The organism is Hymenobacter sp. UV11 (genome assembly GCF_004684095.1).
Taxonomy (GTDB): domain Bacteria; phylum Bacteroidota; class Bacteroidia; order Cytophagales; family Hymenobacteraceae; genus Hymenobacter.
In genome coordinates this window covers 81,003-106,352 of the sequence record NZ_SRII01000003.1, presented here as the reverse complement: position 1 = coordinate 106,352, position 25,350 = coordinate 81,003, and the positions used below count along the sequence as shown (strand labels likewise).

Below are 25,350 nucleotides of genomic sequence, written 5' to 3'. Positions count from 1 at the left end.
AGCTAAGCATCGTGATAGCGACCCACATAGGCGGTGTAGTCCGGTTTTTTGGGGGCGGCTTTCTGGGCCAGGGCTACTTGCTGCCAGGCGGCAGCGATGATTTTATCGGTTTTGCTCGTGCCCGCCTGGCGGTAGCCGAGCATTTCCTGCACCCGGTCCTGGCCGGTCACGCTCAGGTAATGGTCCAGAATGTGGGCCGAAACGGCCGTGAACGCCAAGCCTTCCTCTTGGTTGGTGAGCACGATAATGCCCAGGTGTAACTCGGGCACCAGCTGCACCTTAGTCACCATGCCAATTTCGCCGCCCGTGTGCGACAACACCTTGTAGCCCCGCGCGTCATTCATGAACCAACCCAGGCCGTAGGCCGAGAAATGCGTATTGTAGGGCGATGGGCCAGGGCCCACGGGCAGGATAGTTTGGGGCGACCAGATTTCCCACTGCGTTCGGGGTTTCAGCAGCGGCGCGGGCGCACCCGGCCCGCCCAGCAGCATCAGGGCCCACTTACTCATATCATTCACGCTGCTGTAGATGCCGCCGGCCGGCAGAGCCACCGTTCCCAAATCACGGCGAATCACCTGCACCTTACCGTCCACTGGCCCGTGCCCGTCGATAACATTAGTCGGGTCAGGTAGGCGGGCAAAGCTGGTGGCCGTGCGGCTCATGCCCAACGGCTTGAGCAGGCGGGCTTCCACGAATTCCGTCCAGGGCTGGCCCGAAATGCGCGCCACCACTTCGCCGGCCACGATGTAGAGATTATTGTCGTAGTCGAACTTGCTGCGAAACGAAGACACAGGTTTGAAATAGCGCAGGTTGTGAATCACATCCTTCACGGTAAAATCGGTCGAGTCCGGGAACTGCATCAAATCCCCGGCTCCCAGACCCAGGCCGCTGCGGTGCGTGAGTAGGTCGCGCACGGTGAACTCGGCCGTCACGTAGGGGTCATACAGCTTGAACTCAGGAATGTAGTCAGTCACCTTGTCGTCCCAGCGCAGCTTACCCTCATCTACCAGCAAGCCCAACGCGGCCGTGGTGAAGGCCTTGCTGTTGGAGGCGATGCCAAATAGCGTGTTGGCATCCACCGGCGCTTTGGTAGCCAAGGAGCTGACGCCGTAGCCTTTGGCCATCACCACTTGCCCGTCCTTGACTACGGCCACGGCGATGCCCGGCACGTCGAAGGCCTTAAGAGTGCGGGCCACCACGGCATCCACGGCGGCCACGTCGAGCGGAGCGGAGGGGGTAGGCGCGGGCGACTGCGCTTGAGCTGCCGGGTGCCACATCGCAGTCAAAAGCAGCAGTGCAAAAAATCTTATTTTCATCAGAAGAGCGGGTGAGTAAGCGGGTTACATTAATTACTTGATTTGATGGTCGCAAATAAAGTCAGTGCATAATTATCAAAAGCAAAAGCGTCTATAAAACAAGTAATTATACTTGTTTTATAGACGCTTTTAGTTGCCAAAAAGGCCCTACCCTATCGCTCCAGCTTGAAGCCGGGCTCGCGGGCGGGCGGCGCGGTGCGGTTGGCCACGGCCCAGCCGGTGAGGTACATCCACTGCGTCATGTGCAGCAGCTTATTGTAGTCGATGCGCTTGGCCTCGTCGCGGGGCGTGTGGTAGTCCACGTGCAGCAGCGAGGTGTACATAATGGCCGGGATGCCCAGGCGGGCATACGGTAGGTGGTCGGAGCGGAAGTACCAGCCCTCGGGGTGGGTAGCCTTGTCCCACTCGGTATCGAGCTTGAACTTGGGGCCGGCCTGGTTGGCCGCCAGGGCCGTTTTCACGAGGTCCGACGAGTTCAGGTGCGGCGGGGTCGAGCCCAGCAGGGCGGCCGAGTCGGGGGCGTTACGGCCCATCATCTCAGCATTAAGCACGGCCACAATGGACGACTGTGGCACGGTGGGGTGGGCCGAAAAGTAGGTCGAGCCAATCAGCCCACGCTCCTCCGAGCCCTGGTACACGAACAGCGCCGAGCGGCGGGCCGGCTTCTGCTTGAAGGCCCGCATAATGGCCAGTAAGGCGGCGCAGCCGGTGGCATTGTCGTCGGCCCCGTTGTAGATGGAGTCGCCGGCGATGGGCGCACGCACGCCGTCGTGGTCCTGGTGGGTGCTGAAGAGCACGTATTCCTTCTTCAGCTGGGCGTCGGTGCCGGGCATTTTGGCCACGATATTGACCGACGGGTACTGGAAGCTCTCCACCTTCAGGTCGGCGACGAGCTGCTGGCCAGCCGCCTGCTGCACCCAGCTGGCAGCGCTCATTGGCAGCCACATCACGGGCGGCGTATTCATCACCTTGGTGCTGGCCGCGCCGGGCAGGCTGTAGCGGCCGCGCTCAAAAACGTGGCTCCAGTGGTCGTAGACAGCCTGTGAGGGCGCATCCGACACAAACACTACCGCCACCGCGCCGGCCTTGGTCAGCTCGCCGGCCTGCCCGGCAAACTTGCCAAACACGTAGCGCCGGTAGCTGATGCCGTCGGTAGGCGCGCCGCTAATCTGCACGGCCACGGCCTTGCCTTTGATGTCCACTTTGGCCAGCTCGGCGGGCGAGCCAGTGCCCACGTACACCAGCGGGGCATTGATGCTGGCGTTGGTGGGCGCCACCACCGAGCCGTCTTGGTCCAGCTTGATTTCGTGCGTGCCGATGCGCAGCGTGCTGGCCTTGGTGAGGCGGGTGCGCTGCAAATGGAACCACTGGAAGTAGGTGCCATCGTCGCCGGCCGGCAGCATACCGGTGGCCCGAATCTGGTCGGCGAGCCACACGGAGGCTTTCAGCTCGTCGAGCGTGCCGCCCTCGCGGCCCCGAAAATGGTCGTCGGCCAGCGCAAACAGGTCGCGCTTGATGTCGGCTTCCTTGATGGCGCTTTCGGCGTTGGCGCCAGCGGAGGGGGTAGGCGCCTTTTTCTGCGCCTGGCCGGCCAGCGGCAGGCTCAGCACCAGGGCGGCGAGCAGGGAGAATTTATGTTTCATGTGTGTTAGTGGTTGATGGTTCTTTAGCGCAGAGTTTCGCGGAGTTGGCAGAGTTTCACAAAGTATTATTTACTAAAAGCTCCGCGAAACTCTGCCAACTCCGCGAAACTCTGCGCGCTATTGCCTGGCCGCCCAGGCATCCATTCTTTGCTCCAGCACGGCCAGCGGCATGGCCCCGTCGAGCAATAATTCATCGTGAAAAGCCTTCAGTGAGAACTTCGGCCCGAGCTGCTTTTCGTAGCGCGTGCGCAGCTCCCGAATCTTAAGCTGGCCGGTTTTGTAGGCCAGCGCCTGACCGGGCCAGGCCATGTAGCGCTCGATTTCGGCGGTGGCGCCCGGCTCGGTCGTAGCCTCGTTGGCCAGCATGTACTCGATAGCCTGCTCACGGGTGAGGCCCTTGGCGTGCATACCCACATCCACCACCAGCCGGATGGCGCGGTGCATCTCGGCGCTCAGCGCGCCCAGGTACTGGTAGGGGTCGGTGTACATGCCCAGCTCCTTGCCCAGACTTTCGGTGTACAGCGCCCAGCCTTCGCTGAAAGCCGAGTAAAACGCAAACCGCTGAAACTTGGGCAGATTCGTATTCTCCTGCTGCAGCGATACCTGGAAGTGGTGGCCCGGAATGGCCTCGTGCAAAAACAGCGACTCCATGCCCGGCGTCTTAAACTTGGTGGCGTCAAGAATAGGCACGTAGAAAATGCCCGGCCGCGAGCCATCGGCCGCGCCGCGGTTGTACTGCGCGCTGGCCGAAGCCGCGCGAAACGCCTCCGTCTGCCTAATCTCAAACGCCGTCTTGGGCATACGCCCAAACAGGCGGGGTAGGCCCGGCTCGACCCGCCCCTGAATAGCGCGAAAGCCATTGAGCACGTCCTCGGGTGTTTTGTAAGGCCGAAATTTGGGGTCGGTCGAAAGCGAAGCCAACAGCTCGGACAAGGTGCCTGAGTAGCCAATTTGCCCGCGCACCTGCTCCATCTCGCCCTTGATGCGGGCCACTTCAGAGAGGCCAGTCTGGTAGATTTCCTCCGGCGTGCGGGTCGTGGTGGTCCAGTAGGCCACGGCGGTGGCGTACATATCGGCCCCGCCGGGCACGGCTGCGATACCGGTGCTGGTGCGGGCAGCGGGCAGGTACTCATCGCGCAGAAAAGCTGCCAACTTGCGGTAGGTCGGCACCAGTTGGGTGTGGATAGCGGCCGCGTAGGCGGCAGTCAGCCGCTGCTTGTCGGCGGCCGAAAACGTGGCTGGCAGCAGCTTGACAGGGCCGTAAAAAACACTCTGCTCGGGCTCAGCCACGGCCAGCGCTTCCAGCTGCGGCATCATTTTCTGCACCAATACCTTGGGTAGTACTACCCCCCGCCGCATACCCTGGCGGAAGTCGGCCATCGCCGTATCGGCCCACACCGGAAACTGCCGCACGCGGGCCAGCCAGTTGTCGTAGTCCGGCACCGTTTTAAACGGCTGCGCGCCGGTGCCCGCGCCCAGCTGCGCCAGTTCGATGGGCAGCCCGCTGAACTGCGTGAACGGCATCGTCCAGGTGGGCTGCTTCAGGCTGGCCAGCCGGCTCGTCATTTCGTACTGAAACACGTCGTAGCTGGTCTGGTCAGCGGCCGTCAGTCGGCTGCGGTCAATCCGCGCCAGCTGGTCGCGGTAGCGCTCGTAGAGGCTGCGCTGCAAGTGCCGAAACGCCACGGTACCAGAGTTGGGCAGCTGGTCGTTGTAGCGGTTATCACCCTGCGCGGTGGCTTGCAGCGGGTACAGGCGGGCCTGCTCTTCCCAATAATTCGTAAACAGTGCCGCCAGCGGCGAAGAGCCTACTGGCCTGGCGGTGGGCGCTTTGGCGCGCGTGGGCTGCGCTAGGGTGGGTAGGGCCAGCCCGGCCACCAGGCAACCTGCCAGTAAAATATGCTTCATTAACAAATCAAGAATAAATAGCAACCCAAAGCTACGCGGCAGCCTCCGTTTGGCTCACGGAGCCTTTTGCGCACCCGCTCCGCGTAAAGTCACCAACTAGCCGGGCGAGGTTGCGGCCAAACCTCCGCCGCGTATTCTGGTTAGCCCCTCGCCCCCCTATTCTTCTCACATGAACATCGGCATTGTTTGCTACCCCACCTTTGGCGGCTCCGGCGTGGTTGCCACCGAGCTGGGCAAGGCCCTGGCCCAACGCGGTCACAAGGTCCATTTTATCACCTACAGCCAGCCGGTGCGGCTCGACTTTTTCAACGAGAACGTCTTCTACCACGAAGTGTACGTGCCCACGTATCCGCTCTTCCAGTTTCCGCCCTACGAGTCGGCGCTGGCCAGCAAGATGGTAGATATTGTGCAGAACGAAAAGCTTGATGTACTGCACGTTCACTACGCCATTCCGCACGCCTCGGCCGCATACCTAGCCAAGCAGATTCTGCGCTCGCGGGGCATCACGGTGCCAGTGGTCACGACCCTGCACGGCACCGACATCACGCTCGTGGGCAAGGATGCCAGCTATGAGCCGGTGGTTACGTTCAGCATCAACGAGAGCGACGGCGTCACGGCCGTGTCGGCCGATTTGCGCCGCGAAACCTACGAGTATTTTCCCGTGGAGCGCAAGATTGAGGTCATCCCCAATTTCATCGACCTCAAGCGCTTTAAGAAGCAGGATAAGAGCCACTTCCGGGCCGCCATTGCGCCCGAGGGCGAAAAGCTGCTCATCCACACCAGCAATTTCCGGGCGGTGAAGCGGGTCGAAGACGTGCTGCGCATCTTCTGCGGGGTGCGCAAGGTCATTCCGGCCAAGCTGCTGCTGGTGGGCGACGGCCCCGACCGCTCGCGCATGGAGAAGCTGGCCCGCGACCTCGACTGCCAGCGCGACGTGCGCTTCCTGGGCAAGCTCGAAGCCGTGGAGGAAGTCCTCAGCGTGGGCGACTTGTTCCTCATGCCCTCTGAGAATGAGAGCTTTGGCCTCGCCGCGCTCGAAGCCATGGCCTGCGAAATGCCCGTAGTGAGCACCAACGCCGGCGGCATCCCCGAGCTGAACGTGGACGGCGTAACCGGCACCCTCAGCAACATCGGCGACATCGACGACATGGTCAAAAATGCCCTCTACGTGCTCGACGACGCCAACCTACCCCGCTTTAAAGCCGCCGCCCGCGCCCGCGCCGAAGAGTTTGCCGTGGACAACATCGTGCCGCTCTACGAGGCCTGTTACGAGCGCGCCGCGCAGCTGGCGCTGAGTGTGCGGTAAGCTTTAGCTTGCCGGGCCACCATCAGCCGGCCCGGCAAGCTAAAGCTTACCGCACACGCTTACAGCAGAATATCTGCCACTTCCTGCCAGCTATGCACGCGTCGGCAGCCAGTTTCGTGCGCGTTGTGCGGCGCATCAAACAGCAGCCCTACCCCCCGAAAACCGTCGAAATTATACGCATTGTCGTCGATGAGATAATCAGCATTGATAATGCTTTTATCGCCGCAAAACACGAAGTTGCGCCAGTGCAGAAACGGAAAATGCCGTTGCAGCCACTGGTATTTATCAAGAAAGGAATTTGGAAATTCCATCGCGGCCGTGGCGATAAACACCTCGTATTTTCGATTCAATTCTTCGATAACGCGCTGGCTGTCTTGGATAACCGGAAGGTCGCGAAAAAAGCCCTCGGCGTTGGGGTAGGCGCGCAAGGAGGGCTGGTGCTCGGGCGCCACGGCCTCGTACGGGCTTTTGCCGCGCAGCGTTTCCAGCGTCAATTCTACCTGAAAATCGCGGCCGTACCACTCCTGAAATCGGGCAATAGAGTCAGCCATTACCTCGTCCATATCAATGGCAATTCGTTGTTTGGGCATGAGGTTGTAAAACGGAGTGGCACTCCGTTTGGCGCGTGTTTAGCGCGGGTGGAAACGGAGTACCACTCCGTTTTACATTAAAACAGCCCGGCGGCCTCGCGCTTTACCATGGCCAGCGCCTGGGCGGTGGGGTCGGCGGCGTCGGTCATGAGGCCTTCGAGGATGCGCTTGGCCAGCTCGGTACCGCGCAGCTGGGTCGGGTTTTGGAGGCCGTGAAAGGCGCGGTTTACCATCGTCAGCACGTCTTCTTTGGCCTGCTTCACCTGGCCCCAGGCTTCGGGACTCATGTAAAGCTGCTGCGCAAAATTGTGCTCAAACTCGCCCCGGATTTCCTGCTGTAAGAGGCGGTGGTAGTCGGCCGCATTCTGGCCGGCGCTGCTCAGGCGCACTAGAATATTGCTGGGCGCGATGCGCTCCAGCAGCAGCGTTACGCGCTCGTAGGCTTGCAGGCGCAGGGGCAGGGTAGTTTTGCTGCTGTCGAGGCGCAGTTCGATGAGCCGGCGCTGCTGTTCTTTTTCTAAATACTGGCGAAAAAGCAGGTAGATGGCTCCGGCCACGATGAGCGCGGGCAGAATAGTCTTGAGTAAGTCAAAGAAATACGTGGTGGCGTCCATAAAATAGGAGTAAATGCTATAGCTTGCCGTGAAACTACGGTAGCGCCGGATTTTATGCTCCTTTGGTGCCCCAAAACCCTACCCCCACCCGCCAGCGTGAACCGCCGCCTACCCTACCTTGTTGAATGGGGCGGCCTACCTGTAGCCCGCGTATATTTGTCTTAGTTACATTCATTCTACACTCGCACCAGATATGGCTACTACCACGCTAGCTCCGCCCATTGGCCTCACTTCCCGCGCTTTAGTGGAGGTTAAAAATATTATTCAGGAGAAAAGCGTGCCCGCCGACTACGGCCTGCGCATTGGCGTGCAGGGCGGCGGCTGCTCGGGCATGAGCTACCTGCTGGGTTTTGACAAGGCCAAGGAGCAGGACGAAGTGTACGACCTCGACGGCGTGCAGCTCATCATGGATAAAAAGCACGCTATGTACGTGCTGGGCATGGAGGTTGACTTTCAGGACGGCCTCAACGCCCGCGGCTTCACCTTCAACAACCCCCAGGCCAAGAGCACCTGCGGCTGCGGCTCGTCGTTTTCGGCGTAGTCCCTACCCCCTTTGCTGGCCCCAAGCCCGCGCATAGCTATGGATATCAAGTATCTCTCCGATGCCAAGGGCAACATTACGGGGGTTTTTATTCCCCTTGACGAGTGGCAGCGCCTGCAAAAGCAGTACAACATTCAGGAGGACGGCCCCGCTGACTCGGGCAAGCAGCTGCGCCAGCAGCTAACCGGCGCGCTGGAACACCTCAAGCCCAACGATTCAGAAGATTAGCCGCTAGTTTGATGTTACGGAAAGCCCGGTTCTACCGGGCTTTTTCGTACCCTACCCCCTACTCGGAGGCCGAAGGCCGCGCCAGCGCCTGCACGGCCGAGCCCCGCCAGTAGGGGCCGATTGCGCCCCAGGTGGCGCGCAGCTCGCCAAACTGCTTAGCATAGAGCACATGCAGGCCCCACACCCAGCCCACCGACCCCACCCAGCCCGCCAGCACATCGGAGGGGTAGTGCACGCCCAAGTACAGGCGCGACCAGCCCATGCTCAGTGCCCACGCGCTGCCCAGCCCCACGGCCACCCAGCGCCCGCGCGTGCCCCACAGCAGCACGATACCCGCCGCCGCCAGCGCGGCGGCCGCCATCGAGTGCCCGCTCGGGAAGCTGTAAGAAGTGAGCGGCGTCAGCGACACCCACAGGTCGGGTCGGGGACGCGCCAGCAGCATTTTGGCGGCCGCGTTCAGCAGCTCGGCCCCCACCACAGCCAGGCTGAAAAACCCAAACGCCCGCCGCTGCGCCGCCAGCCACAGCCCCAGCGCAATGCTGCCGGCCAGCACCGACCCGCCCACGGGGCCACCGAGGCGGGACAAGGCCAGGGCCACCGCATCCTGCGCCGGGCTGGCGTGGGCGTGTAAAAACTCCAGGATGCCGCGGTCGCCGGGCAGGCCCTCGCCCTCCCACACCTCGCGGGCCAGCCGCACGAAGAGGAACCACGGCAGCACCAACCCCATAAACAACCCCAGCAGCAACGGCCGATGGCGCTGCCAAACGGCCCGGATTACAAACAAAAAACGGTGAAAAAGCATAGCGATAGCCGATGGATTGCTTTCGCATACGGCCCGCGCCCCCAGTAGTTGAGGCGCGGCCAAGCTGCATTACACCCTCAGATTATGCTCAGAATCATGCCCTATTGTTGCGCTTCGGAGCGCACAACTGCCCCGAAGCCGCATAGCATCGGCAGCGCTGCTCCCTACCCCCCTCCTATCGCTTTGCCTCGCTTATCGCATGAAAAAAATACCAGAAGTAACCCTGCTCTTTTGGATAATGAAAATCTGCGCCACCACGCTCGGCGAAACGGGCGGTGACCTGCTAGCCCAGACCCTGAACGTAGGCTACGCCGTCAGCTCGCTGCTTTTTATTGGGTTCTTTCTGGTCACGCTGGCCGGGCAGCTGGCGGCCAAGCGCTACATTCCAGCGTTATACTGGGCCGTGATTTTGGCCACCAGCACGGCCGGTACTACCATGTCCGACTACATGGACCGCACCCTGGGCCTGGGCTACGCCACTGGCACGGCCATCCTGATTACCATTCTACTCGTGGTACTGGGCGTCTGGCGCCTAACGGAGAAGTCGCTGTCGGTAAGTGACATTACTACCCGCCGGGGCGAGCTGTTTTACTGGACGGCCATCCTGTTTTCCAATACGCTGGGCACGGCGCTGGGCGACTACCTGGCCGATGATTCGGGCCTGGGCTTTGGGGGCGGCGCCCTACTCATCGGCAGCCTACTGGTGCTGGTGGTGCTGGCCCATTACTTCACTAAAATTTCCTCGGTGCTGCTCTTCTGGATTGCTTTTGTGCTAACGCGGCCTTTCGGCGCCACCTTCGGCGACCTGCTTACCAAACCCGTCGAAAAGCAGGGCCTGGGCTTTGGCACCGAAGGCTCCTCGCTCATTCTAATGGGCCTGCTGGTAGCGCTGGTGGTGTACGCGACCATCCAGGTGCGCCGCCACCCAGCCGCCACTACGCCTGATGCGCTCATTTAGCGCAGTAGCGCGAACTTTGTAGTTCGCGTCCCCGCGCCATTTGGTTGACTTTAACGGCAGGGGGGGCGCAAACTACAAAGTTCGCGCTACGGCTCCTAATAAGTCTTGGTCATGTCGTCGGGCACGACGATGACGTAGTCGGCCAGGTCAACATTTTCCTTATCCAGCTGCTGCAACTGGCTCTGGGTCACCATGCTCACCGTTTGAATGCGCAAGGCTGGCTTACCCGCCCGCAGGTAAGCCACGATGCCATCATGGTGGTCGGAGTGGTACGAGCCGTTGAAGTGGAGCAGCGTTTGGCCGGGGCTGAGGCTACGACGGATGTAGGTGGCCATTGTCGCATCTTTCAGCGCTTGCGCCTGAATGATGTTGCGCGCCCCGCCGCCGTGGGCCGAGCCATCGCCGCCAAACATGGCAGCCATATTCTTATAGCCTGGCAGCTCGTAGTCTACTTTGAGGGGTAGGGGCACGAAGTAAGCCTTTTCTTCGGCCGGCAGCTTGTCAAGGGCCGCCGATGAGCCACGCGCTACCTGCTGGGCGTAGCGGCGCGGCGCATTGGTGCCAATGACTGGCACTTGCACCTCGCGGGCCCATTGTAGCAACGGCCGGTAATCGGTGGCGTAGTTGGGCCAGGGCCGGCTCTGGCGCTCAAAGGCCGAGTCGGGCAGCGTACCGGCGGCGTACTGCGCCACTAGCGGCTGCACGTCGCGCTCAAACATCTCCATCCCCAGCACCAGCTTACCGGGGCCTTTCAACTTGGCTAAGTCTTTGGCTACCTGCAATTCCAGCCAGTGGGCGATGGGGTCATTATGCTGCTCGCCAAAGAGCACCACGTCGGCCTGCGCCAGCTGCGCGAGCATCTGGTCATAATCGGCCACCTGGCCTTGCGCGGTGAAGAGGCGGTAGGCGGGCCGGTCGCCAGCGGGCGCGAAGGCCAGTAGCGGTAGCAGCAATAGGAGCGAAAGAAGTTTTTGTATCATATCCGTTTGTCATTGCGAGCGCAACGAAGTGGAGCGCGGTAATCCTTCCTAATCGTTGGATTACTAACCCAAACGGGAAGGAGAGATTGCCGCGCTCCACTTCGTTGCGCTCGCAATGACAAACGGATATGTTAGCCCCTTGTTTACCCCTTATAAAACATCCACTTCGATAGCTCGCTGTAGGTCACTTTCTTGCCATACATAAGGATGCCCACGCGGTAGATGCGGGCCGCCACCCACGTCACGCCCACGAAGCCCACAATCAGCAGCGCGCCCGATAGCACCAGCTGCCAGGTCGGTACGCCGAAGGGCAGGCGCATGACCATGGCGATGGGCGAGGTAAACGGAATCATCGACAGCCAGAAGGCCAGCGGGCCATTGGGGTCGCCGTTGATGATAACGTTGATGCTCACGATGTAGCTCAGGATGAGCGGAATAGTAACCGGAAACATAAACTGCTGCGCATCGGTCTGGTCGTCCACCGCCGAACCGATGGCCGCAAACATGGCCGAATACAGCAGGTAGCCGCCCAGGAAATAGAACAGGAAGCCGCCGATAATGCTGCCAATGGGCAGCCCATCGAGCACGCTCCAGATGCTGAAGGGATGGCCGGGCTGCGGCGTGGCCACGGCCGCCTGGTCGCCCGCGGGGCTAGTGGCGGCCACGGCCGGACTGCTAGCTGGCGCCGCCGGGCGCACCACCGTCGCGCCATTCGTCGTGATGGTCGTCGTCGGCTTATCATTCTTCAACAGCAGGGGCATTACCACGGTTGTGATGCCCCACGAGAGCACCAGCCACAGCGCAAACTGCGTGAGCACGACGCCCGCAATCCCCAGAATTTTTCCCATCATGAGCTGAAACGGCTTCACCGACGAAATCATGACTTCCATGATGCGGTTCGACTTTTCCTCGCTCACGCCGCGCATCACCTGCACGCCGTAAATGAAGATGAACATATACACCAGGATGGACAGAAAATAGGCCATCGCTGTAGTCGTACCCACGTCGTTGCGCTTGCCGCCAAGCTCATCCAGGTTGATGGCTGCGAGGTCTACCTTGGCCTGCAGGTTGTCAATCGTTTCCTGCTTGAGGCCCGAACGGGCCATTTTCAATTCGCCAATGGCCTTATTCACAGCCTTGCGGATGTTATTCTGCCGGTTGAGCGACACGTTACCCTTCGCCAGAATCTGGGTGCCCTTGGCGCTGTCGAGGCCAAAGCCGGCCGGAAAGCTGAGCAGCGCAGCCTGCTTGGGCTTGGCTTTTTCGAAAGCTGCCTGGGCTTGGGCCAGGGTGCCGGGGGTAGCGGGCACGAAGTGAATCTCGTCGGTATCGGTAAGGTGGGCCGCTACTTGCAGGCCGCTGGCGTCGTGCACGGCCACCACATCGGGCCCCGAGGCCGAGTTGAGCTTGCTCACGGCGATGGTAGTGCCAGCCAGCAGAAGCGGGGCCAGCAGCGAAATCACCAGGAAGCTTTTTTTACGCACGCGGGTCAGGTACTCGCGCTGAATGATGAGCCAGATTTTATCCATGAGTTCGGGGGGGCTAGGCAGTGACGGCTTCGGTTAAAGACTCGGGCATGGTTTCGCGCACCCGCTGAATAAATATTTCGTTGATGCTCGGAATGCGCTCCCGGAAAGCCTGCACCTGCACCTGCCCGATGAGAAAGCGCAGCAGGTCGTTGGGCGTAGTACCGGCGTGCAGCTGAATGCGGGCAAAGAAATGGTCGTTTTCGCGTTCCTTTTGCTCCAACACCTCAAAGTCGGGGTGCACTACCAGCAGCCGGCCCTGGCCCTCTACCTCGTAAGTATTGGTTTTGAACTGGTTTTTAATCTGCGACACCGGCCCGTCGAGCACCTTGCGCGAGCGGTTGATGAGGGCAATATTGTCGCACAACTCCTCCACCGATTCCATGCGGTGCGTCGAGAAGATGATGGTGGCGCCCTGGTCGCGCAGCCGCAAAATCTCATCTTTTATCAGGTTGGCATTAATCGGGTCGAAGCCCGAAAACGGCTCATCCAGGATAATCAGGCTGGGCTCGTGCAGCACCGTGGCCACGAACTGCACCTTTTGCTGCATGCCCTTGCTGAGGTCTTCCACGTTTTTCTGCGCCCAGGCCTTCAGGTCGAGCCGGTCGAGCCAGCCTTTGATGCGCTGCACTGCGTCGGCGCGGGGTAAGCCGCGCAGCTGAGCCAGGTACAGCAGCTGCTCGCCCACCTTCATCTTTTTATATAGCCCCCGCTCCTCGGGCAAGTAGCCAATCTGGCCGATGTGGCTCGGGTTCAGCTTCGCCCCACGAAACAGAATTTCGCCCGAGTCGGCCCCCGTTATTTGGGTAATAATGCGAATGAGCGAAGTTTTGCCTGCGCCATTAGGCCCGAGCAGGCCGAAGATGCTGCCTTCGGGCACGGCCAGGCTCACGCCATCGAGGGCCGTGTGGGCGGCGTAGTGCTTGCGCACGTCGCGGGCTTCCAGAATAGGCCGAGAGGTAGGGTTTTGCATAGAAAAAGGGGGGTAGGGTGGTGGTGTAAATGTAGCAGCTAGGCGCGGCGGGCAGCTCGCCCGGCTGCTCAAACCGTCAGAATGGGCTCCTAAGCGGTGAAATCGGGCGCTAAACTGGGGCTGGTCGGCAGCTCACTGTCGTCCAGCTCGCGCAGCTGTCTTTCGAGCCGGTCGAGGTGCTGGCCGTAGAGGCGCTGTAGGTACCAACGGGTAACAGGTATCACCAGCACTTGCATCAGCGCACCAGCCGCGAGCCCTATACCAGTGAGCAGTAGTAGCCGCCCCCAATTTACTTGCTCTTGGCGTCCTAGCTGCTGGCCAATATGGACCATTTCCCGACCGAATGGCATCCCTAATACCGTCAACATGGTAACTGGTACCATAGCCAGCGTCAGGCGGTAGTTGAAGCGCAGTAGCTGCCGGAGCCCAAAGCAGAGAAGCATTAAGTGGCTTCGCACGCTACTGGCCGTTTCTGTCATTTGGCGCAGTACGCCCAGCACTCGGTAGTAGTAGTAAAATAGCCCTAAGGCAAGCAGCAACGTCAAGTAAGGCAATAAACCTAACTCTGGCACATAGGGTAAGAACCCAGCTGTGAATACCGCTAGCGCTACCATCAGGGCCATTTCCCACCGTGCGTTACGGCGCATTTTTTCTACTACTCCCACTCGTTGGTGAGCCAGCAGCGCAATAAGGGAGTCAGCCGTAAGCCCTGTGGGAGCCACCGGTTCGTGCTGCTGCCAGTGCCGTCGCAAATCATCAAGTTCCATAATCAATAAGTAGTTAAGCCCGAATCAATTGGCGGCGCAGCTTTTCCTGAACCCGGTGCATCTTCACGCGCACGTTGTTCTGGGTAATGCCCAGAATATCGGCCATCTCGTCATACGGCCGGTCTTCCAGGTACAGGAGCACGAAGGCTTTATCCACGTCCGAAAGTTGGTCGATGGCGCGGTAGAGCGCGGCTGTTTCCTCCGGCTCATAAAGGCTGCTTTCAGCAGGCTGGGCCAGATGCCAGGCTTCGCCCTCCACGCTGACCGGGGCCGGCCGGCGGGTGCGCTGCCGCAGGTTAGAAATGGCCACGTTCAGGGCAATGCGGTATAGCCAGGTGCTGAGCTTGGTATCGGGTTGGGGCACGTATCGCGGCCAGGCCCGCCACAATTGCAGCACGATTTCCTGGAACAAGTCCTGCCGGTCGTCGGCGTCCTGGCAGTAGAGCCGGCACACGCGCCGCACCAGCGGCTGGTAGTCGTGCAAAGCAGCCAGAAAATCAGCAGACGGGGCAGCGCTCATGCGAGTAAAGGTGTTTCGGGAAGATATATCGCCGAAGGCCGCGTAGCATTACTGTCTGAACCGCGGATTTTTCGGATTCATCGGATTGGTCGGATTTTGTGGATACAAACTAAAAAAGGCCACCCGTGTGGGTGGCCTTTTTTAGTGGGTTAATGGCAGCAAATCGTCCACAAAATCCGACTAATCCGATGAATCCGAAAAATCCGCGGTTCAGACAAGTAATGCCGCGCGATTATTGGAAGTACTCCTTTACTTTCTCAAAGAAGCCTTTTTCATTCTTACCAGGGTGCGGCGTGAAGTTGTCCGACTCGCGCAGCTTCTCCAGGATTTCGCGCTCCTGGCTACTCACGTTCTTAGGAGTCCACACGTTGAGATGAATGAGCTGGTCGCCGCGGCCGTAGCCATTCAGGTCCTTGATGCCCTTGCCGCGCAGGCGCAGGATTTTGCCCGGCTGCGTGCCGGGGTCCACCTTGATTTTTACCTTGCCTTCGATGGTAGGCACCTCCAGGTTTGCACCCAGCGCCGCATCCATAAACGAGATGTACTGCTCAAACATGATGTTGTTGCCATCGCGCTTGAGGAACTCGTGTGGCTCCTCCTCAATCTGAATCAGCAGGTCGCCGGGCACGCCGCCACGCTCGGGGAAATTACCTTTGCCGCTCATGCTCAGCTGCATATCGTTGGCCACTCCGGCCGGAATGTTGATGGGAATTACTTCCTCATGCAGCTGGCGGCCTTCGCCCTTGCACACGTCGCAATTCGTGGAGATGGTTTTGCCCTCACCGTGGCAGGTAGGGCAAGTGCTGGCGCTCACCATCTGGCCGAGCATCGTGTTCACCACGCGCTTGGTCTGGCCGGTGCCCTGGCAGGTAGCGCAGGTTTTGAGCTCGGTGCCGTTTTTGGCGCCGGTACCGCTACACGGCTGGCAAGCCACGTAGCGCTTCACCTTTATTTTTTTCTCAACACCGTTAGCAACTTCTTCCAAATCAAGCTTCAGCTTGATGCGCAGGTTGGAGCCCTTCTTCACGCGCCGGCCGCCCTGGCCGCGCCCACCGCCGAAGAAGCCCTCGAAGCCCCCACCGCCGCCACCAAAAATATCGCCGAACTGCGAGAAGATATCCTCCATGTTCTGCGCGTGGCCGCTGCCGCCGCCGCCCTGGTGGCCAAACCGGTCATAACGCGCCCGCTTGTCGCCGTCGCTAAGTATCTCGTAGGCCTCCGCGGCTTCCTTAAACTTGTCCTCGGCCGTGGGGTCGTCGGGGTTTTTATCGGGATGATACTTAATAGCCATTTTGCGGTAGGCCGACTTAATAACGTCGCCTTCCGCGTTCTTCGCTATCCCTAATACTTCGTAATAATCGCGCTTTACGGTTGCCATTGCTATTTACTGCGTTTGACCGTCGTGCTACGCTTACCAAAGCATCTCTACCGCGCAACTAACTACTAGCGTTAGGGTTACTCACGCGGTAAAGATGCCTCGCCAAGCTCAGCATGACGCTCTTATATGATTGTCCTATTCTATTGTCCTAATACTACCTTGGCGTGCCGGATAACCTTATCGCCTAAGTAATAGCCTTTTTCAATCTCATCAACAATCTTGCCGCGCAAATCGTCGCTGGGCGCCGGAATCTGCGTGATGGCCTCGTGCAGCTCGGCATCAAAGTCGCCGCCTTTCGCATCCATCGCGGTCAAGCCTTTTTGCTGCAATGTTTTGCTAAGCTTATTATAAGTAATATCGAGCGCGTTTTGCAGCGCGGCCGGGTCGGCGGTGCCCTGCGTGTGTAGCCGGGCCCGGTCGAAGTCATCAAGCACCGGTATCAGCGCCACCATCAACTCCTGGTTGGCGGTTTTGAAGAGGTCGGTGCGCTCCTTGGCGGTGCGGCGCTTGTAGTTTTCAAACTCGGCGGCCAGGCGCAAGTATTTGTCTTTCAGCTCGGCCAAGTCAGCTTCGGCGCGGGTAGCACCTTCGCTAGCACCGGCTTCCGAAGTAGTGTCGTTGGTGGCAATGTCTTGCTCGCCGGCGGTGTGCTCGGCGGTATTATCGGTCAGCGGCTGGTCGTCAGGATTCATATGATTATCGTCGGTCATTTTCTGGAAAAAATGGCGGAATCGGCTAGTGAAAGGAGTTCCCATAGGGGTACCAGGCCGGGCGCAAGGAGTTTGCCAAAGGCGAAGAGGCTGCCAAGTTGGCACTTAGTTGGTGCTTACTCGTGCAGTGCCCCCCAAATCATATCTTTCAGCTGCTGGATGTTCTTGTTAGTCAGGCTGGAGATGAACAGCGTGGGCGGCATATCGGGGGGTAGGGAGGCGAGCAGCTCGGCTTCCAGCTCCTCGTCGAGCATGTCGGACTTAGTGATGGCTAGCAGGCGCTTTTTATCGAGCAGGTCGGGATTGTGCTGTTCCAGCTCGTTGAGCAGCACCTTGTATTCGGCGGCTACGTCGAGGCTGTCGCAGCTTACCATGAAGAGCAGCATGGAGTTGCGCTCAATGTGACGCAGGAAGCGGGTACCCAGGCCCTTACCCTCGGCCGCGCCCTCGATGATGCCGGGAATGTCGGCCATCACAAACGACTGAAAATCACGGTACGCCACTACCCCCAGATTGGGCACGAGCGTGGTGAAAGCGTAATCCGCAATCTTGGGCTTGGCCGCCGACACCACCGAAAGCAGCGTGCTCTTGCCGGCGTTGGGGAAGCCCACGAGGCCCACGTCGGCCAGCAGCTTCAACTCCAGAATGACCTGCTCCTCAATGGCGGGCTCGCCGGGCTGGGCATACTGCGGCGCTTGGTTGGTGGAGGTTTTGAAGTGGTCGTTGCCGAGGCCACCGCGCCCACCGGGGGTCAGGATGCGGCGCTCGCCCTCCTGGGTTATTTCGAGCTTTACCTCACCAGTTTCGGCGTCGCGGGCTACGGTGCCGAGCGGCACCTGAATGACGATATCCTCGCCCTGGGCGCCGGAGCGCAGGTTGCCACCGCCGCCCTCGCCATCCTGGGCAAAGAGGTGCTTGCGGTATTGCAGGTGCAGCAGCGTCCAGAGCTGCGCGCTGCCTTCCAAGATAATGTGGCCGCCTCTACCCCCATCGCCGCCGTCGGGGCCGCCGTTGGGCAGGCCCTTGGCCCGGAAAAAGTGGTGCGAGCCCGCGCCGCCCTTGCCCGAGCGGCAGGTGATTTTGACGTAGTCGATGAAATTATTATTAGCCACCTTGTTAAGTTATGAGTTATGAGTTATGAGTTATGCATTGAAACAGCACGTCATGCTGAGCTTGCCGAAGCATCTTGGCCGCCTCGTTGGATGAAGCGGCCAAGATGCTTCGGCAAGCTCAGCATGACGTGCTGTTTCAATGCATACGCGCCTTACGCTTTTACCTCACGCGTAGCGGCGGCAGCGGCCGTTTCGGCGGGCTTGTGCTGGTCGATGAGGTCGCTGATTTGGGCGAAAATACTTTCAATCTCGCCGATGCCATTGAGGGAGTAAAACTTTTGCTGGCTGGCGTAATAGCCGGCTACCTGCGCCGTTTCGGTGTTGTAGACCTGCACGCGGCGGCTAATTTTGGCTTCGTCCTGGTCGTCGGGGCGGCCGCTGGTTTTGCCGCGCTCCAGCAGGCGCTTCACCAGCTCCTGCTCCCCTACTTCGAGGGCTACCATGCAGGCTACACTCGTGTTGTGCTCGGCTAGCAGGCGGTCGAGGCTTTCGGCCTGGGCCACAGTGCGCGGAAAGCCATCGAAGATGAAGCCGGCGGCCTGCTTGTTTTTTTCCAATGCACTGCCAATCATGCCAATAACCACAGCGTCGGGCACGAGGAAACCTTCGTCCATCAGCTTTTTGGCTTGCAGGCCCAGGTCGGTGCCTTCGGCAATTTGGGCGCGTAGCAGGTCGCCAGTGCTCAGATGCACAAGGTGATATTTGGCAATAAGCTTCTGGCTTTGAGTGCCTTTGCCCGCGCCGGGGGGGCCGAAGAGGACGATGTTATGCATACTAAAAACGGGAATTGGGCGCGAACGCCGAGGCGGGATGGGATAGGGTGCCTACGAAAAACAGGGCTAAACGGCCACGTACACATCGGGCAAGTTACGACCCAGCCCATCGTAATCGAGGCCATAGCCGACTACAAAATCATTTGGAATTTCCAAGGCAATATATTTTAAGTCCAACTGGTAGCGCAGGCTGGCGGGCTTAAAAAACATGGCGGCAATCTCAATGGAAGCCGGTTTATTGGCTTGCAAGGTGGGTAGCAGGTGATTGAGTGTGGTGCCAGTGTCTACAATATCCTCAACCAGGATAATGTCGCGGCCCTGCACATCCTCACGCAAGCCCATGATTTCCTGCACCTGCCCGGTGCTGCCCGTGCCTTCGTACGAAGCCACGCGGATGAACACAATCTCGCAGTTGCCGGTGAAGCGCTTGAGCAAATCGGTGGCAAACATGAAGCCCCCGGTAAGCACCACTACGAAGAGGGGCTGCCGGCCCGCGTAATCAGCGTTGAGGCGAAGGGCGACCTGGTCGATGGCCGTGGCGATTTCAGCGGCCGAGAGATACGGCTGGAAGGCCTTGTCGTGAAGGGTGATAAGGGGTTGACCCATGCGAGGAAGAACAGCCAGGGTAGCCGTTTCGGGCTGCAAAGGTAACGCCGGCAACACAACCCCCGGCAGGAGGGCTAGCGCAGGACGCAGCCGCCAACGCTGGCGCGTTGGCGGCTGCGTCCCTACCCCCACCTGGGCCACGCAAGCCGTAGGGTGGGCAAAAGCTACCCTATCCTGGCTTTTTGTGGGCTGCAGGTGTGTATTTTCTTGTTGAAACTTCGGCACCTGTTTATTTTGACTACCTCCAGTAACCTCTTGAAATTTTCCCTACTATGGCTTTTCTCCTGACCCTGTGCGCCGCTGTGGTGGCGTTGCTCATGCCCAATGTATCGCAGCCGCCCGCGCCGCCCCTTACCTCCGCTTCTCATCCTTCTATCTACCGGCCCGTTGCCCGCGCGGCGGCCGGCAAGTTTGTGCAGCAGCACGGCCGCCTGCATGTGGCCGGTACCCAGTTGCTGGATGAGCATGGCAGTAAAATTGCGCTGCGGGGCGTCAGCTTGGGTTGGCACAGCCTGTGGCCGCGCTTCTACAACGAGGCGGCGGTGCAGTGGCTGCGGCAGGATTTTCAGTGCACGGTGGTGCGGGCCGCCATGGGCATTGAGGTAGGCGAACGCAATTACAAGCAGGACCCGGCTTTCTCAAAAGCCAAAGTGGAAGCCGTGGTGGCGGGCGCCATCAAAGCGGATATGTATGTGATTATCGACTGGCACAGCCACAACATCAACTTGCAGGAAGCCAAGGGGTTCTTTGCTGAGGTGTCGAAGAAATACGCTAAGTATCCGAACATTATCTACGAGGTATTCAACGAGCCTGACCAGGAAAGCTGGCCCGAAGTGAAGGCGTATTCGGAGGAGATAATTAAGGTTATTCGGGCCAACGACCCGACGAACGTGATTTTGGTGGGCTGCCCGCACTGGGACCAGGATATCAACCTGCCCGCCGCCGACCCCATTAAAGGCTACAAAAACCTGATGTACACCATGCACTTTTACGCCGCCACGCACGGCAAGTGGCTGCGCGACCGCACCGACGCGGCCCTGCAAAGCGGGCTGCCGGTATTCGTGTCGGAGTCGGCGGGCATGGAAGCCTCGGGCGATGGCCCACTCAACCCCGTGGCCTGGCAGGAATACATCGACTGGCTCGAAGCCCGCGGCCTGAGCTGGGTAGTGTGGTCGGTGTCGGACAAGGACGAGACGTGCTCGATGCTGCAAAAATCGGCCAGCTCGACCGGCCCGTGGTCAGACGCCGACCTGAAAGAATCGGGCCGGCAAACGCGGGCCTACCTGCGCAAGTACAACGCAGGCAAGTAGCCCGGCCCCTACCCCCCATCAGCCGGCCGGCTACCCGCTAGCGACAACGCGGCGCCTACCCCTGGGGGTAAGCGCCGCGTTATTCTTCTGCTAATCACTACTTAGCGCAGCTGCCGCCAGGTGGTGAGCAGGAGGGCCTCAATGGCGGGGGTAGGGTTTTGTACGAAGCGCACGCGGGGCTGGCTCAGCTGCACGCGCTCATGCCGCGGGGCCGGGGCCATGCCGCGCTCGCCGCCCACGCGGGCAATGTGCGGCGCAATCACCAGCGACACAATGCTCATGAGCTTGATGAGAATGTTCATGCTCGGGCCGCTGGTGTCCTTAAACGGGTCGCCCACGGTGTCGCCGGTCACACTCGCCTTATGGGCCTCGGAGCCTTTGAACTGCATGACGCCATCGACCAGCACGCCCTTCTCAAACGACTTTTTGGCATTGTCCCAGGCGCCGCCGGCGTTGCTCTGAAACATGGCCATGAGTACGCCGCTCACCGTGACGCCCGCCAGCGTGCCGCCCAGCACCTCGGGCCCGAAGGCGAAGCCGATGATAATCGGCGTAAGCAGCGCAATAGCTCCCGGCGCCACCATCTTGCGTATGGCCGCCTCCGTGCTAATGGCCACGCATTTCTCATACTCGGGCCGCCCCGTGCCTTCCATAATGCCCGGAATCTCGCGAAACTGCCGGCGTACTTCCTGCACCATGGCCATGGCCGCCTGCCCCACCGCCGTGATGGCCAGCGCCGAGAAGATGAACGGAATCATGGCGCCTACGAACAAGCCGGCCAGCACGTTCGCGTTCGAGATATCAATAGTAGTGATGTTTGCCGTGCCCATAAAGGCCGCGAATAAGGCCAGCGAAGTGAGCGCCGCCGAGGCAATGGCGAAGCCCTTGCCGGTGGCGGCCGTGGTGTTGCCCACCGCGTCGAGGATGTCGGTGCGCTCGCGCACTTCCTTGGGCAGCTCGCTCATTTCGGCAATGCCGCCGGCGTTGTCGGCAATAGGGCCGAAGGCGTCGATAGCCAGCTGCATGGCCGTGGTGGCCATCATGCCCGCCGCCGCAATGGCCACCCCGTAGAGGCCCGCCGCCTTGAAGCTGAGCACAATACCAGCCGCCAGCACCAAAATAGGTGCCACGGTACTCTCCATGCCCACGGCCAGGCCACCGATGACGGTGGTGGCGTGCCCGGTGCTGCTCTGCTGCACGATGCTGTTTACCGGCCGCTTGCCCATCGCGGTGTAATACTCGGTGATGGTGCTCATCAAAAAGCCCACGACCAGCCCCACCACCACGGCGTAAAACACGTGGTTAGCATCGAAAGTGTAGCCGCGCAGCGTGATGTCGCCGGGGGGTAGCATCCACTTAATCAATAAGTAGGAGAAAACGCCCGACACCATAATGGACACATTATTGCCCAGGTTGAGCGCGCCCTGCACGCTACCCCCCTCTTTCACCCGCACCGACAGAATACCAACCAGCGAGGCCACGATACCCAGCCCGGCAATGGCCATTGGTAGTAAAATGGGCGATAGGCCGCCAAACTGGTCCATATTGCCTAGGCGCACTTCGCGGCCCAGCACCATCGTGGCCAATATGGTGGCCACGTACGAGCCAAACAGGTCGGCGCCCATGCCGGCCACATCGCCCACGTTGTCGCCCACGTTGTCGGCAATGGTGGCCGGGTTGCGCGGGTCATCCTCCGGAATACCGGCCTCTACTTTGCCCACGAGGTCGGCACCCACGTCAGCCGCCTTGGTATAAATACCGCCCCCTACCCTCGCAAACAGCGCGATACTCTCGGCCCCGAGCGAGAAACCGGTAAGGACTTCAAGGGCCTTTTCCATCTCCGGGCCCGTGGCAAGGCCGCTCGGCACAAACAGCTTATAGAAGATGATAAAAAGCGAGCCCATCCCCAGCACGGCCAGCCCCGCTACCCCCATGCCCATCACCGAACCACCTGAAAAAGATACTTTCAGCGCCTGCGTCAGCGAAGTGCGGGCCGCCTGCGCGGTGCGCACATTGGCCTTGGTGGCGATTTTCATCCCGATGTAGCCGGCCGTGGCCGAAAACACCGCCCCAATCAAAAAGGCAATAACAATGACCGGGCTCGACCTTTCGCCCGTAAAACCCAGGTAGCCCAGGAAGATGGACGCGATGAGGGCAAACAGCGCCAGCACGCGGTACTCGGCCCGCAGAAAGGCGATAGCTCCGTCGGCAATGTAGCCGGCAATGGTGGTCATCTTTTCGTCGCCGGCATCCTGGCGGGCTACCCAGCCCGAGCGCAGCCAGGTGTAGAATAAGGCAAAAATGCCCAGCGCGGGCACCGCGTAGAGGATAGGAGGCATAAGCAGCAGGGTTGGGTGGGAGAAAGACACCTAAGCCCATGAAAATGAGCCCAGATGGGCAAATGTAGGCGGTTGAGGCTACAATTCGCGCATCAAAACCTCGTACAGCGCTACCATGCTCAGTATGTCGGCCTTAGCTACTATTTCATTGGGTGTATGCACCTCTTCTTCGGGCGCCCCCACAAAGCACCAGTCCCAGGGGATATCGCTGCGCTGCAGGTCTTTGGCATCAGAGCCCCCTACCCCCTCCACTTCGACCTGATGCGCTATGCCCGCTGCTCGCGCAATGGCCCGGATGCGCTCGACGTAGGCCCGGCGCGGGATGAGCGAGTCGCGTAGCGAGATAACGCAGCCCCTACCCCCCTTCACGCCCTCCGTCACCCAGGTAATATCGCAGATGAGCGCCTGCCGCACGCCGTACGTCTCGTAAATGAAGCGAGCCAGGTAGGGCACCGAGCCGCCGCCGTGCTCTTCCCAGCACGAAAACGCGATGATGCCATGCTCCAGCGTTTCGGCCAGTTGCAGGGCCGCCCACACCCCGAGGCGGTTGTCGAGGTAGCAGCTTTGCACGGTCGTGTCCGTCTCCCGAAAGTCGCAGGCGAAGGTGAGGCTAGTGCCTGGCTCAATGTCACGGCTGAACTCATAGCCGAGTACCTCCGTTTCCTCTTCATCGTCCTTTTTCTCCACTGTCAGCGTACAGCTTATTTCGCCTTGCGCATCGCGTCCGACCAGCCGATAGCCCGCCACGCACTCTGGCCCGCCAATAGGCACCAACTCGCGCCCGTAGCGCACCGTGAAGCCGATGCTGTCGAGATGGGCAAATACCGCCGTGCGCGGTTGCCCAAATACCAGCAGCAGGCAATCCTGAAACCGGCGCTCGTCGTGCACCACGATAGGCGGTTGGCGCCAGCCGGGGCCATGTGTGCGCACATAGTCAAGCAGAAAATGAGTCAGCGCGACCTCATTGCCCGAGGGCGCCGCAATCTGGCAAAGAGTTTGGAGAAGCTGCATCAGCGAAGAGCGAAGAGTAGGAAAGCTAAAGCTAGGACTATCGCCGTACTTTCGCCAGTTCATTTCCCATCCACCGCCAGTAAGCGCTTGGTTACTTAGCACTTTTTGCCCGCATGTCCGCTCCCGTTTGCTTTTTACGTCTGCTGTCACTTGTTGGGCTGCTGGGCTTTGCGCTAGTTAGTAAAGCGCAACAGCCGGCCGATACTACCCGGCTGCGCGTGGGCCAAGTGCCGACCATGCGCACCATCGCAGTCGATACGGTGAACGTCCTACCCACTGCTGCCGACACCAAGGGCTGGCTGCTCCTGGACAAGGACATTCAGCTGGAGCTGGATGGTGCGGTGCAGAACTTGTACAATTTCAAGTACGACAAGGCTGAGAAGCAATTCCGTTCGTTGCGTCGGCGCTACCCCCACCACCCCATGCCCTACTTTCTGCTGGGCCTGAGTACCTGGTGGAAGATAATGCCCACCAACTTCGACACCAAGCAGTACGACAAGCTCTTCTTTGCTTACATGGACACGGCCAACACCTATGCCGAGCGCATGGTGAAGGAGGACCCGCACAACTACGAAGGCTATTTTTTCCTTTCGGCCGCCAACGGCTTCGACGCCCGCCTCAATGCCGAGCGCCACAACTGGCGCAAGGCCACCGTCAGCAGCAAGCGGTCCCTCAATTTCTTGCAGAAGAGCAGCGAAGCCAACGGCCTGAGCCCCGAATTTTTGTTTGGTGAGGCGTTGTTTAATTACTACGCCGTCTGGATTCCCGAGAACTACCCCCTGCTCAAGCCGGTACTACTCTTCTTTCCGAAAGGCGACAAGAAACTGGGCCTCAGTCAGCTGCGCACCGTAGCCAACAACGCTTTTTACACTGGGGTCGAGGCCAAGGTATTTTTGATGAAGCTGCTACACAACGATGAGCACCAAACAGCTGCCGCCATGCCCGTCGCGCGCGGCCTGGCCCTAAAATACCCCGACAACGGCTATTTCGCCCGCTTCTACGCCCTGCTGTGCTTCGACCAAGCTGACTTTGCCGAGTGCGAGCGCGTCAGCCGCGACATCATCGATAAAATCAACGCCGGCATGCCCGGCTACGAGGCTACCAGCGGCCGCTACGCCATGTATTTCATGGGCTACCTCATGCAGTACAAATACCGCGATTTACCCAAGGCGCAAGACTACTACCGGCGCTGCATCGTCTTCGCCGAAAGCAACGGGGAAACCGATGGCGGTTTCTACCTATTTTCCAATGCTAACCTGGCCCGCATGGCCGAGCGCGACCGTGACTTAGTGGCCGCCCGCCGCTACTACGAAGTAGTAGCCGATAAAGCCGACCACAAGTCGGACCAATACAAAGAGGCTAAGGCGTGGCTGAAGAAGAATTCTTAAAAGTTTAGTAGATTGTTACCAGGCAAGCACTAGCAACATTGCGGCTCGTTT

The 25,350-nt window shown here is 60.0% G+C and carries 24 protein-coding genes; 6 read left to right on the top strand and 18 right to left on the bottom strand.

Annotation, left to right across the window (positions count from 1 at the left end):
- Nucleotides 1–2 precede the first annotated feature (2 nt).
- The 3 genes from E4631_RS05540 to E4631_RS05530 form a co-directional block, all read right to left on the bottom strand.
- A complete protein-coding gene (locus tag E4631_RS05540; protein WP_240734694.1) occupies nt 3–1,316 on the bottom strand; it encodes a beta-lactamase family protein in 1,314 nt (437 codons plus the stop codon).
- Between the two features lie 152 nt (nt 1,317–1,468).
- A complete protein-coding gene (locus E4631_RS05535) occupies nt 1,469–2,959 on the bottom strand; it encodes a M28 family peptidase (RefSeq protein ID WP_133660109.1) in 1,491 nt (496 codons plus the stop codon).
- Between the two features lie 117 nt (nt 2,960–3,076).
- Complete coding sequence (locus E4631_RS05530) at nt 3,077–4,867, bottom strand: DUF885 family protein (protein WP_133660108.1); 1,791 nt, start codon at nt 4,865–4,867, stop codon at nt 3,077–3,079.
- A 169-nt stretch (nt 4,868–5,036) separates the two neighbouring features.
- On the opposite strand from E4631_RS05530, the gene bshA reads away from it, so the two are divergent.
- Complete coding sequence (gene bshA, locus E4631_RS05525; protein ID WP_133660107.1) at nt 5,037–6,173, top strand: N-acetyl-alpha-D-glucosaminyl L-malate synthase BshA; 1,137 nt, start codon at nt 5,037–5,039, stop codon at nt 6,171–6,173.
- A gap of 59 nt (nt 6,174–6,232) precedes the next feature.
- Here the strand turns inward: bshA and E4631_RS05520 are convergent, their stop codons facing one another.
- Both E4631_RS05520 and E4631_RS05515 read right to left on the bottom strand, forming a co-directional pair.
- Nucleotides 6,233–6,763 carry a 5'(3')-deoxyribonucleotidase gene (locus E4631_RS05520; protein ID WP_133660106.1) on the bottom strand — a complete coding sequence of 177 codons (531 nt, stop codon included), beginning with the start codon at nt 6,761–6,763 and terminating at the stop codon, nt 6,233–6,235.
- 77 nt (nt 6,764–6,840) lie between these two features.
- Nucleotides 6,841–7,377: a hypothetical protein gene (locus E4631_RS05515; protein ID WP_133660105.1), complete on the bottom strand. Its 537-nt coding sequence runs from the start codon at nt 7,375–7,377 to the stop codon at nt 6,841–6,843.
- A 193-nt stretch (nt 7,378–7,570) separates the two neighbouring features.
- Between E4631_RS05515 and E4631_RS05510 the strand changes: the two genes are divergently transcribed.
- Both E4631_RS05510 and E4631_RS05505 read left to right on the top strand, forming a co-directional pair.
- Nucleotides 7,571–7,918, top strand: a complete 348-nt coding sequence (locus tag E4631_RS05510) for an iron-sulfur cluster assembly accessory protein (protein WP_133660104.1) — start codon at nt 7,571–7,573, stop codon at nt 7,916–7,918.
- A gap of 39 nt (nt 7,919–7,957) precedes the next feature.
- Nucleotides 7,958–8,146 carry a hypothetical protein gene (locus tag E4631_RS05505; protein WP_133660103.1) on the top strand — a complete coding sequence of 63 codons (189 nt, stop codon included), beginning with the start codon at nt 7,958–7,960 and terminating at the stop codon, nt 8,144–8,146.
- A gap of 58 nt (nt 8,147–8,204) precedes the next feature.
- Here E4631_RS05505 and E4631_RS05500 read toward each other — a convergent pair whose 3' ends face one another.
- Nucleotides 8,205–8,948, bottom strand: a complete 744-nt coding sequence (locus E4631_RS05500) for a phosphatase PAP2 family protein (RefSeq protein ID WP_133660102.1) — start codon at nt 8,946–8,948, stop codon at nt 8,205–8,207.
- A gap of 199 nt (nt 8,949–9,147) precedes the next feature.
- On the opposite strand from E4631_RS05500, the gene E4631_RS05495 reads away from it, so the two are divergent.
- Entirely contained in the window at nt 9,148–9,906 is a 759-nt protein-coding gene (locus tag E4631_RS05495) for a hypothetical protein (RefSeq protein ID WP_133660101.1), read from the top strand.
- Nucleotides 9,907–10,001: 95 nt separating this feature from the next.
- Here the strand turns inward: E4631_RS05495 and E4631_RS05490 are convergent, their stop codons facing one another.
- From E4631_RS05490 to E4631_RS05445, 10 genes are all read right to left on the bottom strand, one after another.
- A complete protein-coding gene (locus tag E4631_RS05490; RefSeq protein ID WP_133660100.1) occupies nt 10,002–10,886 on the bottom strand; it encodes a ChaN family lipoprotein in 885 nt (294 codons plus the stop codon).
- Between the two features lie 143 nt (nt 10,887–11,029).
- On the bottom strand, nt 11,030–12,415 hold the full coding sequence (locus E4631_RS05485) for an ABC transporter permease (RefSeq protein WP_133660099.1): 1,386 nt from the start codon (nt 12,413–12,415) through the stop codon (nt 11,030–11,032).
- Nucleotides 12,416–12,428: 13 nt separating this feature from the next.
- Nucleotides 12,429–13,385, bottom strand: a complete 957-nt coding sequence (locus tag E4631_RS05480) for an ABC transporter ATP-binding protein (protein WP_133660098.1) — start codon at nt 13,383–13,385, stop codon at nt 12,429–12,431.
- 89 nt (nt 13,386–13,474) lie between these two features.
- Entirely contained in the window at nt 13,475–14,152 is a 678-nt protein-coding gene (locus tag E4631_RS05475) for a hypothetical protein (protein WP_133660097.1), read from the bottom strand.
- 13 nt (nt 14,153–14,165) lie between these two features.
- Nucleotides 14,166–14,672, bottom strand: coding sequence for an RNA polymerase sigma factor (locus E4631_RS05470; RefSeq protein ID WP_133660096.1), 507 nt, complete (start codon nt 14,670–14,672; stop codon nt 14,166–14,168).
- A 232-nt stretch (nt 14,673–14,904) separates the two neighbouring features.
- Complete coding sequence (gene dnaJ, locus E4631_RS05465; protein ID WP_133660095.1) at nt 14,905–16,050, bottom strand: molecular chaperone DnaJ; 1,146 nt, start codon at nt 16,048–16,050, stop codon at nt 14,905–14,907.
- Between the two features lie 140 nt (nt 16,051–16,190).
- A complete protein-coding gene (locus E4631_RS05460) occupies nt 16,191–16,760 on the bottom strand; it encodes a nucleotide exchange factor GrpE (RefSeq protein ID WP_133660094.1) in 570 nt (189 codons plus the stop codon).
- A 116-nt stretch (nt 16,761–16,876) separates the two neighbouring features.
- Nucleotides 16,877–17,872, bottom strand: coding sequence for a GTPase ObgE (obgE, locus tag E4631_RS05455; protein ID WP_133660093.1), 996 nt, complete (start codon nt 17,870–17,872; stop codon nt 16,877–16,879).
- A gap of 152 nt (nt 17,873–18,024) precedes the next feature.
- Nucleotides 18,025–18,645 carry an adenylate kinase gene (locus E4631_RS05450; RefSeq protein WP_133660092.1) on the bottom strand — a complete coding sequence of 207 codons (621 nt, stop codon included), beginning with the start codon at nt 18,643–18,645 and terminating at the stop codon, nt 18,025–18,027.
- 66 nt (nt 18,646–18,711) lie between these two features.
- Nucleotides 18,712–19,251 carry a phosphoribosyltransferase gene (locus E4631_RS05445; RefSeq protein ID WP_133660091.1) on the bottom strand — a complete coding sequence of 180 codons (540 nt, stop codon included), beginning with the start codon at nt 19,249–19,251 and terminating at the stop codon, nt 18,712–18,714.
- 272 nt (nt 19,252–19,523) lie between these two features.
- On the opposite strand from E4631_RS05445, the gene E4631_RS05440 reads away from it, so the two are divergent.
- Nucleotides 19,524–20,561: a glycoside hydrolase family 5 protein gene (locus E4631_RS05440; protein ID WP_240734692.1), complete on the top strand. Its 1,038-nt coding sequence runs from the start codon at nt 19,524–19,526 to the stop codon at nt 20,559–20,561.
- A gap of 101 nt (nt 20,562–20,662) precedes the next feature.
- Here E4631_RS05440 and E4631_RS05435 read toward each other — a convergent pair whose 3' ends face one another.
- On the bottom strand, nt 20,663–22,900 hold the full coding sequence (locus E4631_RS05435) for a sodium-translocating pyrophosphatase (protein ID WP_133660090.1): 2,238 nt from the start codon (nt 22,898–22,900) through the stop codon (nt 20,663–20,665).
- A gap of 78 nt (nt 22,901–22,978) precedes the next feature.
- Nucleotides 22,979–23,911, bottom strand: coding sequence for a M20/M25/M40 family metallo-hydrolase (locus E4631_RS05430; protein WP_133660089.1), 933 nt, complete (start codon nt 23,909–23,911; stop codon nt 22,979–22,981).
- Nucleotides 23,912–24,024: 113 nt separating this feature from the next.
- On the opposite strand from E4631_RS05430, the gene E4631_RS05425 reads away from it, so the two are divergent.
- Entirely contained in the window at nt 24,025–25,299 is a 1,275-nt protein-coding gene (locus E4631_RS05425) for a tol-pal system protein YbgF (RefSeq protein ID WP_133660088.1), read from the top strand.
- Nucleotides 25,300–25,350 lie beyond the last annotated feature (51 nt).